Below are 10,859 nucleotides of genomic sequence, written 5' to 3'. Positions count from 1 at the left end.
GAGGCATGCGCAGATCCAGCCGAGGTTTTACCCTGATCGAGATCATGATCGTCATCGCGATTATCGGGATCATCCTCACCATCAGCATTCCCAGCTACAACGAATACGTGAAGAAGGGCCGTCGCGCCGAAGTGGTCTCGCTGCTCTCGGAGCAGGCGCAGACCCTCGAACGCTTCTACACCCGCAACAATGTCTACACCGGCGTCACCGGACTGAGCACGGGCAATGATTTCTATACCATCACCCCGACGCTGACCGACCAGACCTTTGTGCTCACCGCGATTCGTAAAACCGGCTCGGCCATGGCCACCGACAAATGCGGGGATTTCACCCTGACCAACACCGGCGTGCGAAGCATGAACAACGCGACCACCGGAGTGACCGCCAAGGATTGCTGGGGCCGCTGACGCATTCTTTTTCGGGCGCCTTTTGCGCCCACTGTCTTTTTTACGGTTGGATCAAACATGACCAGGCAACAGCAAGTGGTGATTGTCGGCGGCGGGGTGATTGGCCTGCTCACTGCCTACAATCTCGCCTCCGAAGTGCGCAGCGTGGTGCTGCTGGATCGCTCGAATGTCGGCCAGGAATCGTCCTGGGCTGGCGGCGGCATCGTCTCGCCGTTATACCCGTGGCGCTACAGTCCGGCAGTCACCGCGCTGGCGCATTGGTCGCAGGATTTTTATCCACAGCTCGGCGAGCGCTTGTTTGCTGACACTGGCGTTGATCCTGAAGTGCACACCACTGGTCTGTATTGGTTGGATCTGGACGATGAAGCCGCAGCCATGGCCTGGGCCGCGCGGGAAAATCGGCCGCTGCGGGCTGTGGATATCTCGGCGGCACATGACGCGGTGCCGGTGCTCGGCAGCGGTTTCAGCCGAGCGATCTACATGGCCGATGTCGCCAACGTGCGCAATCCACGGCTGGTCAAATCGCTGAAAGCCGCGCTGCTGGCGCTGCCGAACGTGACGATTCACGAGCAATGCGAAGTCAGTGGTTTCGTCCGCGAGGGCGAGCGCGTGGTTGGCGTGCAAACCTCCACTGGGGTGATGAGCGGCGACGAGTTTGTGCTGACGGCGGGGGCGTGGAGCGGCGATCTGCTCAAGACGCTGAGCCTGACGTTGCCGGTCGAGCCGGTCAAAGGCCAGATGATTCTCTATAAGTGTGCGGCTGATTTCCTGCCGAGCATGGTGCTGGCCAAGGGGCGATATGCGATCCCGCGTCGCGACGGTCACATTCTGATTGGCAGCACGCTGGAGCACGAAGGTTACGACAAGACCCCGACCGACATAGCGCTGCAAAGCCTCAAGGCCTCGGCAATCGAATTGCTGCCGGCGTTGGCGGATGCCGAGGTGGTCGGGCACTGGGCCGGGCTGCGGCCGGGGTCGCCGGAAGGCATTCCCTTTATTGGTCGGGTACCGGGGGCCGAAGGTTTGTGGCTGAACTGCGGGCATTACCGCAACGGGCTGGTGCTGGCGCCGGCGTCATGCCAGTTGTTCGCCGATGTCATGCTGGGGCGAGCGCCGATTATTGATCCGGCGCCGTATGCGCCTGAGGGCCGGATTTAGTCAGAGGCTGGTAGACCGCCTTCGCGAGCAGGCTCGCTCCCACAGGAATACTCATTCCAAATGTGGGAGCGAGCCTGCTCGCGAAGGGGCCTTCAATCCAGTCCCAATTTCTTCAGCCGATAACGCATCGACCTGAACGACAGACTCAACCGCTGCGCCGCCGCCGTGCGGTTCCAGCGGGTTTCCTCCAGCGCCTGCAAAATCAGCTTCCTCTCGACGCTCTCCAGATAATCCTCAAGATTGTCGACCTGCGTCAGATCGGCCATCGCCCCGTCCGCCGTGCAATTGCCTTCGCTCAAACGCAGATCCTGCGCTTCGATCGTGCGGTTTTCACACAGGGTGTGCGCGCGTTCGAGAACATTCTCCAGTTCGCGCACATTGCCGGGAAAGCGATAGTTCTTCAGCGCCTCGAGCGCTTGCGGATGCAGGCGCGCTTCGGGTTGTCCGGTGTCTTTGGCCAGGCGCTTGAGCACGTGCATGGCAAGCGCCTCGATGTCGTCGCGGCGTTCGCGCAGGGACGGCACGCGCAGTTCGATGACGTTGAGCCGGTAATACAGATCCTGGCGGAAGCGTTCGGCCGAAACTTCGGCTTCAAGGTCTTTGTGCGTGGCGCAAAGGATACGCACGTCGACCACCGTTTCCTGCTGGCCGCCGACGCTGCGCACGGCTTTTTCCTGGATCGCTCGCAGCAGTTTTACCTGCATCGACAGCGGCAGGTCGGCGACTTCATCGAGAAACAGAGTGCCGCCATGGGCCGCCTGGAATAGCCCCGGCTTGTCTTCGACGGCACCGGTGAAGCTGCCTTTGCGGTGGCCGAAAAATTCGCTTTCCATCAGTTCCGACGGAATTGCCCCGCAGTTCACCGGCACAAACGGCTGGCTGGCGCGCGGGCCTTGTTCGTGAATCAGACGTGCGACCAGTTCTTTGCCGCTGCCGGATTCACCACTGATGTACACCGGCGCCTGGCTGCGCGCGAGCTTGTCGATCTGCTTGCGCAGATTGGCCATCGGCTGCGAGTCGCCCAGCAACCGTCGCTCGATTGCCGTGCTCAGGCCGCCCGCTGTCGGCAGGCGCAGCGCCGAGCTGACCAGTTCGCGCAATCGCGGCAGCTCCACCGGTTTGGTGAGGAAATCGAACGCCCCGGCCTTCAATGCATTGATGGCCGTTTCCAGGCTTCCGTACGCAGTGATCATCGCCACCGGCAGGTTTGGATCGCGTTGCTGAATGTGTTGCACGAGCTCCAGCCCGGTGCCGTCGGGCAGGCGCATGTCGGTCAGGCACAGGTCAAAGTGCTCGCGCTGCAACAGCGCCTGAGCCTCGCCCAGATTGCGTGCGCTGAAGGTCTCGAGTTTCATCCGTCCCAGGGTGATTTCCAGGAGCTCGCGGATATCCGGTTCGTCGTCGACGATTAGAATTTTTTGCCGTGGGCTTGTATTCAACTTTGTTTCCGTCCGTGAGCAAAAGTGATGCAAAAGCAGCCGCCGCCTTGGCGTGATTTGAAGTCTAGGCGTGCCTGGTTGCTTTCGCACAGCTCACGGGACAGATAAAGGCCAAGACCGGTGCCCTGGCTGCTCGTAGTGAAGAACGGCTCAAACAGATGCGCCTGTTCATCGGCCGACACGCCGGGGCCGTTGTCCTGCACTTCGAGCACTGCCAATTGGCTGTCGGGGTCGACGAACAGTGCCAGCCAGACGTCGGCCTGCTCGTGCAGTTGGGCACTGTGACGCCAGGCGTTGCGGATCAGATTGTCGAGAATCTGCCGCAGCTGGTTGGGGTCCATCAGTGTGGTGAAATCGCCGGAATTGATTCGCAGATGAATGTGCTGGCGTTCGTTGGCCTGCTCGCGGGTTTCGCCGACGAAGTCTTCCAGCCACGGCTTGAGGTCCAGCCGTTGCGGCGCGCTTTGCTGGCGACGGGACAGTTGCAGGACGTTTTCGATGACTCGGTTCATGCGCTGGGAGTGGTCTTGAATAATCTGCGTCAGACGTCGATCTGCGCTATCGAGTTCCTCGGACTCGGCCAACAGCTGCGCGGCATGACTGATCGCGCCCAGTGGATTGCGAATTTCATGGGAGATGCCGGCGGTCAAACGCCCGAGCGCAGCGAGCTTGAGTTGCTGTGCTTGTTGGGTGATTTGCGCCAGGTCTTCGAGAAACACCAGCGTCTGCTGGTTCGGACTCTGCTCGAGAGCGATGAAGCTGGGTTGCAGCTCAAGGCCATTGCCGGGAATTTTCAGGCTCTGCGGGCGCAAGGTCGGATTGTTACGCCACAATTGCAGGCGCTCGACCAGCGCTGGCGAATATTCGTCGATCAGATGACCTTGCAGGTGACTATGGCCGAGCAGACTCTGCGCACTGTGATTGGCCAGTTGCACCCGGCGTTGTTCGTCGAGCACCAGAATCCCCGTGCGCATGCGTTGCAGGATCAACGCGTTCAGCGCCTCCAGGCTGACCACCTCGCTGGCGCGCTGTTCGGCCAGGGTCTCGCTGACTTCGAGGCGGCGGATCAACCCTTGCACCAGCAGCGATGCGGCAAAGCACAGCGCACCGAGGGTGCCGGCTTGCAAGTAGGCGTTGGCGCTCAAGGGGCGGCTGAGACCCAGCAGAAAGCTCAGGCCGACAATGCCGATCGCCGCGATGGCGGCAATCAGCAGGCCGATGCGTCGGCGCAGCAGGGTGTTGCTGATCGCCACCGAGACCACCAGCAGATTGCCCAGCGCACTGGCCACGCCGCCGGCCGCGTAGAACAGGCCGCACAACAGCAGCACATCGACAAGTGCCAGGGTGAACAACTGCGCCGGGCGCCGGGTGTTTTCGAGGAACACCACCAGCAGCATATTGATGATCAGGTACAGCCAGCTGCCACCGCGCAGCAGATCGTCGTTGGCCGACGTCAGCAGGCGGTTGTCCATGTTGCTGGAGATCAGCAACACCAGAGTGATGCCGACACTTAAACGGTACAGGTGATAAAGGCGCAGCAGACGCTGCGCCTGTTTCTGGTCGGCGTTGACGGCCTCAGCGACCACTGGCGCCCGGGCCTTGCTCGAGATGAGCCTGGCTGCAATACCACAGTTGCTGGTTGCCCAGCGCGCGGTCGCGCGGCAGGTGCACGCCGCAGTGGGCGCAACGCACCATCGGCGGCGCGTCCTGTTCGCGCGACGATCGGGTGGACGAGGCGGGGGCCTTGAATTTGCGCCAGAGCCAGATGGCGGCGAAGATCAGGGCAATCCAGAACAATAAACGAAGCATGATGAGCGGCTTTTCGACTGATGATCCGGCAGTTTAGCCAAGGACCCGATCAGCGCACAGCCTATTAAAGCGCGGCAATAAAAAAGGGAGATCCGCAGATCTCCCTTTTTCGTACAGCCGTTGTGGTCAGTCGAACACGCCGAAGGTCATGTAGCTGAACCACGAGCGATCGGTGTCGCTGGATTCCGGCTCTGGCTCTTCGATCACGTCGCCGTTTTCGTCTTTAGGCTTGAGCTCGTTCGGGATCGCATCTTTCGCGTCCTGGAACTGCTTCTGCACGTCCTGGTTGGCGCGGGTTTCGCCCGGCGGCAGCGGTGGACGCGATTCGATCAGGCCCAAAGTCGCTTTGCTCAGGAACGAACGGTTGTCAGCTTCGGCTACGCGTGGCACGAACTGGCCATCCTCCAGGCTCGGGTGGTCCGGGTAGTTGAGCTTCAGGGTTTCCAGGCTGGTGGCCGCCAGATCGTCGAGGTGCAGACGCTGGTAGGCTTCAGTCATCACCGCCAGGCCGTCGCCGACCGATGGGGTTTCCTGGAAGTTCTCCACGACGTACTTGCCACGGTTGGCAGCGGCTACATAAGCCTGACGGGTCAGGTAGTAGTCAGCGACGTGGATTTCGTAGGCGGCCAACAGGTTGCGCAGATAGATCATGCGCTGCTTGGCGTCCGGCGCGTAGCGGCTGTTCGGGTAGCGGCTGGTCAGCTGCGCGAACTCGTTGTACGAGTCGCGGGCGGCGCCCGGGTCACGCTTGGTCATGTCAAGCGGCAGGAAGCGCGCCAGCAGGCCGACGTCCTGGTCGAACGAAGTCAGACCCTTGAGGTAGTACGCGTAATCCACGTTCGGATGCTGCGGATGCAAACGAATGAAACGCTCGGCGGCAGACTTTGCAGCTTCCGGCTCGGCGTTCTTGTAGTTGGCGTAGATCAACTCCAGCTGAGCCTGATCGGCGTAGCGACCGAACGGATAACGCGACTCCAGAGCCTTCAGCTTGGCTGTGGCGCTGGTGTAGCTGTTGTTGTCCAGGTCAGTCTGAGCCTGCTGATACAGCTCGGCTTCGCTGAGGTTTTCGTCTACGACTTCCTTCGATGAGCAAGCAGCGGTCAATGCGAGGATGGCGATCAGCAGCAGGTGTTTCACTTGCATGGCGGCTTGCGTCCCTATGACGGCCGCTGTCTTGGGCGGGGCCGTCCTGTTATGATGAGCGCCCCGTTGAAAAGCCTCGGGGCAAAAGACGCCGTATTTAACCACAAGCGCGCAGCCGAAACCAAAGGCTGTGCCGACGCCCAGTCCGAGCATGTCCGATAAAATTGAACTTCGCGCAGAGGTGCCGTCCGAATTGGGCGGCCAACGCCTCGATCAAGTCGCCGCCCAACTCTTCGCTGAGCACTCACGCTCGCGCCTTTCCGCCTGGATCAAAGAAGGTCGCCTGACTGTGGACGGGGCGGTGATCCGCCCGCGCGACATTGTGCATGGCGGTGCCGTCCTTGAGCTGACTGCCGAGCAGGAAGCCCAGGGCGAGTGGATCGCCCAGGACATCGAGCTCGACATCGTCTATGAAGACGACGACATCCTGGTGATCAACAAGCCTGCGGGCCTGGTGGTGCACCCGGCTGCCGGTCACGCCGATGGCACCCTGCTCAACGCTTTGTTGCACCATGTGCCGGACATCATCAATGTCCCGCGCGCCGGTATCGTGCATCGTCTGGACAAGGACACCACCGGTCTGATGGTGGTGGCCAAGACCATTCAGGCGCAGACCAAACTGGTTGCGCAATTGCAGAGCCGCAGTGTCAGCCGCATCTATGAGTGCATTGTCATTGGCGTGGTCACCGCCGGTGGCAAGATCAACGCACCGATCGGTCGTCACGGCCAGCAACGCCAGCGCATGGCAGTGATGGAAGGCGGCAAGCCTGCCGTCAGCCATTACCGCGTGCTCGAGCGTTTCCGTTCGCACACCCACGTGCGGGTGAAACTGGAAACCGGTCGGACCCACCAGATCCGCGTGCACATGGCGCACATCAACTTCCCGTTGGTCGGCGATCCGGCGTACGGCGGGCGTTTCCGCATTCCGCCTGCGGCCAACCCGACCATGGTGGAATCGCTCAAGCACTTCCCGCGTCAGGCGCTGCACGCGCGCTTCCTTGAACTCGATCACCCGACGAGCGGTGAGCGCATGAGCTGGGAATCGCCGCTGCCGGAAGATTTCGTCTGGCTGCTGACCCTGCTCAAGCAGGATCGCGAGGCCTTCGTCGGATGAACTGGCTGACGCCGGACTGGCCTGCGCCGGCCAGCGTCAGGGCCTGTGTCACCACCCGCGAGGGTGGTGTCAGCGAGGCGCCGTTCGACAGCCTCAATCTGGGCGATCATGTCGATGATCGCCCGCAAGCGGTGGCCGAAAATCGTCGCCGCTTGACCGAACACTTCTCCATACAGCCTGCCTGGTTGCAGCAAGTGCACGGGATCACCGTTGCCCATGCTGATCCGGGCATCGTTGCGACTGCAGATGCCAGTTGGACGGCAACGCCGGGTATTGCCTGTGCGGCGATGACGGCAGACTGTTTGCCGGCATTGTTCTGCGATCGTGCCGGCACGCGTGTCGCGGCCGCTCATGCCGGTTGGCGTGGTCTGGCGGCGGGTGTGCTTGAGGCAACTCTCGACAGCCTCGATGTTCCTGCTGACGAGGTACTGGTCTGGCTCGGCCCGGCCATTGGCCCCAAAGCCTTTGAAATCGGTCCGGAAGTACGGGAAGTCTTCATCAATCAACTGCCTGAAGCAGCAGAAGCGTTCGTACCGAGCAACAATGCCGGCAAGTTCATGGCTGATATCTATCTGCTGGCGCGCCTGCGTCTGGCTGAACGGGGTGTCACGGCTGTTTATGGTGGCGGTTTCTGCACCGTGACCGATCCGCGCTTCTTCTCCTATCGCCGTGCGTCGCGCACCGGTCGTTTCGCCTCCCTTGTTTGGCTCACCCGCTAAACTCTCTGATCTGCATCAACTCTCCGACGCTTGAATCTCCCAGAATCGACCGCATCTACAGTGGTATCTGGCAGGTTTCTTTATTCAGGATGGTTTCTTAGGTCCGGCCTGCTCAAAAGGAAGGTGACCCATGCGTATTGACCGTTTAACCAGCAAATTACAGTTGGCCCTGTCCGACGCCCAGTCGTTGGCGGTTGGCCACGATCATCCGGCCATCGAGCCGGCGCACTTGATGCAGGCCATGCTTGAACAGCAGGGCGGTTCGATCAAGCCGTTGCTGATGCAAGTAGGCTTCGACGTCAACAGCTTGCGTAAAGAGCTGACCAAAGAGCTCGATCAACTACCGAAAATCCAGAACCCGACCGGCGACGTCAACATGTCGCAGGATCTGGCGCGCCTGCTCAATCAGGCTGACCGTCTGGCTCAGCAGAAGGGCGACCAGTTCATTTCCAGCGAACTGGTGCTGCTCGCCGCGATGGACGAGAACAGCAAGCTCGGCAAGTTGCTGCTCGGCCAAGGCGTGAGCAAGAAAGCCCTGGAAAACGCGATCAACAACCTGCGTGGTGGCGAAGCGGTAAATGACGCCAACCACGAAGAGTCGCGGCAGGCGCTGGACAAGTACACCGTCGATCTGACCAAACGCGCCGAAGACGGCAAGCTTGATCCGGTGATCGGCCGCGACGACGAAATCCGTCGCACCATTCAGGTTCTGCAACGCCGCACCAAGAACAACCCGGTGCTGATCGGTGAACCTGGCGTGGGTAAAACCGCAATCGCCGAGGGGCTTGCGCAGCGCATCATCAACGGCGAAGTGCCGGACGGCCTTAAGGGCAAGCGCCTGCTGTCGCTGGACATGGGCGCGCTGATTGCCGGCGCCAAGTATCGCGGTGAGTTCGAAGAGCGCCTGAAATCGTTGCTCAACGAACTGTCGAAGCAGGAAGGGCAGATCATTCTGTTCATCGACGAACTGCACACCATGGTCGGCGCCGGTAAAGGCGAAGGCTCGATGGACGCTGGCAACATGCTCAAGCCTGCGCTGGCTCGCGGCGAGTTGCACTGCGTCGGCGCGACCACGCTCAACGAGTATCGCCAATATATAGAGAAGGATGCGGCGCTCGAGCGGCGTTTCCAGAAAGTCCTGGTGGACGAGCCGAGCGAAGAAGACACCATCGCCATTCTGCGTGGCCTCAAGGAACGTTACGAGGTTCACCACAAGGTGGCGATCACCGACGGCGCGATCATCGCTGCGGCCAAGCTCAGCCATCGCTACATCACGGATCGACAGCTGCCGGACAAGGCCATCGACCTGATCGACGAGGCGGCCAGCCGTATCCGCATGGAGATCGACTCCAAACCGGAAGTACTCGATCGTCTGGAGCGACGCCTGATTCAGCTGAAGGTGGAATCCCAGGCGCTGAAGAAAGAAAGCGACGACGCGGCGAAGAAACGCCTGGAAAAACTCCAGGAAGAAATCGAGCGTCACGAGCGTGAGTATTCCGATCTGGAGGAAATCTGGAACTCGGAGAAAGCCGAGGTGCAGGGTTCTGCGCAGATTCAGCAGAAGATCGAACAGTCGCGCCAGGAACTGGAAGCCGCGCGCCGTAAAGGCGACCTGAATCGCATGGCCGAGTTGCAATACGGGGTGATCCCCGATCTGGAACGCAGCCTGCAAATGGTCGACCAGCACGGCAAGAGCGAGAACCAGTTGCTGCGCAGCAAGGTGACTGAAGAAGAGATTGCCGAAGTCGTGTCGAAGTGGACCGGCATCCCGGTGTCGAAAATGCTCGAAGGCGAGCGCGACAAGCTGATGAAAATGGAGAGCCTGTTGCACAAACGGGTAATCGGTCAGGAAGAAGCGGTCGTGGCTGTGGCCAATGCCGTGCGGCGTTCCCGCGCCGGACTGTCCGACCCGAATCGTCCGAGCGGCTCGTTCATGTTCCTCGGCCCGACCGGTGTCGGTAAAACCGAGCTGTGCAAGGCGCTGGCCGAATTCCTTTTCGATACTGAAGAGGCGATGGTGCGGATCGACATGTCCGAGTTCATGGAGAAACATTCCGTGGCTCGTCTGATCGGTGCGCCACCAGGCTACGTCGGCTATGAAGAGGGCGGTTACCTGACCGAAGCGGTGCGTCGCAAGCCGTACTCGGTGATCCTCATGGACGAAGTCGAGAAGGCGCACCCGGATGTGTTCAACATCCTCCTGCAAGTGCTTGAGGATGGCCGTCTGACCGACAGTCACGGGCGTACGGTGGACTTCCGCAACACGGTGATCGTGATGACGTCCAACCTCGGGTCGATGCAGATCCAGGAACTGGTCGGTGATCGTGAGGCGCAGCGTGCTGCTGTGATGGACGCGCTGACCTCGCACTTCCGTCCTGAGTTCATCAACCGCGTTGACGAAGTGGTGATCTTCGAGCCGCTGGCGCGGGATCAGATCGCCGGCATTACCGAGATCCAGTTGGGCCGCCTGCGCAGCCGCCTGGCCGAGCGCGAGCTGAAGCTGGAGCTGAGCCCGGAGGCGATGGACAAGCTGATCGCCGTCGGTTACGACCCGGTGTATGGCGCACGTCCTTTGAAACGGGCGATCCAGCGCTGGATCGAAAACCCGCTGGCGCAGTTGATCCTGTCGGGTCATTTCATGCCGGGCGACACCGCCACCGGCAAGGTCGAGAACGACGAAATCGTTTTCGGCTAAGCCTCAGCGGCAATGAAACCGGGAAGGCCTCGCATTGCGAGGCCTTTTTTTCGCCAGGCTGTTGAACTCAAAGGAAAAGGCTTGTAAAGTGCGCCCCGCAGTCAGTCACCGGCAGCGTTTCAACCCACCGGGTTGGAATCTGAAATAAGTTGCAAATCATTAACTTGAAAGCAATTTAGGGGGTTGACAGAGGTGTTCTAGGTTGTAGAATAGCGCGCCTCAGACACACGAACGCAGCGATGCGAACGGGTGGCGAGATGCAACAAAGCTTCACCGTTGTAAATTGAAATATGTAGTTCCGTGATAGCTCAGTCGGTAGAGCAAATGACTGTTAATCATTGGGTCCCAGGTTCGAGTCCTGGTCACGGAGCCAAT

At 60.5% G+C, this 10,859-nt stretch carries 9 protein-coding genes and 1 tRNA gene; 6 read left to right on the top strand and 4 right to left on the bottom strand.

The features are described 5' to 3' along the window. Positions 1-5: 5 nt before the first annotated feature. Both AB4N41_RS04695 and thiO read left to right on the top strand, forming a co-directional pair. On the top strand, positions 6-407 hold the full coding sequence (locus tag AB4N41_RS04695) for a type IV pilin protein (RefSeq protein ID WP_252868305.1): 402 nt from the start codon (positions 6-8) through the stop codon (positions 405-407). A gap of 57 nt (positions 408-464) precedes the next feature. After that, positions 465-1,565 carry a glycine oxidase ThiO gene (gene thiO, locus AB4N41_RS04690; RefSeq protein ID WP_460138353.1) on the top strand — a complete coding sequence of 367 codons (1,101 nt, stop codon included), beginning with the start codon at positions 465-467 and terminating at the stop codon, positions 1,563-1,565. 92 nt (positions 1,566-1,657) lie between these two features. Here the strand turns inward: thiO and AB4N41_RS04685 are convergent, their stop codons facing one another. The 4 genes from AB4N41_RS04685 to AB4N41_RS04670 form a co-directional block, all read right to left on the bottom strand. Beyond that, positions 1,658-3,004: a sigma-54-dependent transcriptional regulator gene (locus tag AB4N41_RS04685; protein ID WP_252876919.1), complete on the bottom strand. Its 1,347-nt coding sequence runs from the start codon at positions 3,002-3,004 to the stop codon at positions 1,658-1,660. After that, a complete protein-coding gene (locus AB4N41_RS04680) occupies positions 3,001-4,590 on the bottom strand; it encodes a sensor histidine kinase (protein WP_252876918.1) in 1,590 nt (529 codons plus the stop codon). The genes AB4N41_RS04685 and AB4N41_RS04680 overlap by 4 nt, the downstream gene beginning before the upstream one ends. Next, complete coding sequence (locus AB4N41_RS04675) at positions 4,580-4,813, bottom strand: PP0621 family protein (RefSeq protein WP_252868302.1); 234 nt, start codon at positions 4,811-4,813, stop codon at positions 4,580-4,582. Before AB4N41_RS04675 ends, AB4N41_RS04680 begins: the two co-directional genes overlap by 11 nt. Positions 4,814-4,939: 126 nt before the next feature. Continuing rightward, positions 4,940-5,956: an outer membrane protein assembly factor BamD gene (locus tag AB4N41_RS04670; RefSeq protein ID WP_056790462.1), complete on the bottom strand. Its 1,017-nt coding sequence runs from the start codon at positions 5,954-5,956 to the stop codon at positions 4,940-4,942. Positions 5,957-6,107: 151 nt separating this feature from the next. On the opposite strand from AB4N41_RS04670, the gene rluD reads away from it, so the two are divergent. The 4 genes from rluD to AB4N41_RS04650 all read left to right on the top strand — a co-directional run bounded on the left by rluD (position 6,108) and on the right by AB4N41_RS04650 (position 10,857). Beyond that, positions 6,108-7,070, top strand: a complete 963-nt coding sequence (rluD, locus tag AB4N41_RS04665) for a 23S rRNA pseudouridine(1911/1915/1917) synthase RluD (protein ID WP_016773140.1) — start codon at positions 6,108-6,110, stop codon at positions 7,068-7,070. Continuing rightward, positions 7,067-7,789 (top strand): peptidoglycan editing factor PgeF, encoded by a 723-nt coding sequence (gene pgeF, locus AB4N41_RS04660; RefSeq protein ID WP_252876917.1) that lies wholly within the window; start codon positions 7,067-7,069, stop codon positions 7,787-7,789. The genes rluD and pgeF overlap by 4 nt, the downstream gene beginning before the upstream one ends. A 130-nt stretch (positions 7,790-7,919) precedes the next feature. Next, positions 7,920-10,484, top strand: a complete 2,565-nt coding sequence (gene clpB, locus AB4N41_RS04655) for an ATP-dependent chaperone ClpB (protein ID WP_073475480.1) — start codon at positions 7,920-7,922, stop codon at positions 10,482-10,484. A gap of 297 nt (positions 10,485-10,781) precedes the next feature. Further along, positions 10,782-10,857: transfer RNA gene (locus tag AB4N41_RS04650), tRNA-Asn, on the top strand. Positions 10,858-10,859: the final 2 nt, after the last annotated feature.

This window comes from Pseudomonas sp. S2_A10, from assembly GCF_054668465.1.
The sequence above is the reverse complement of the archived record's forward strand: the minus strand, read 5'-3'. Positions and strand labels throughout refer to the sequence as shown.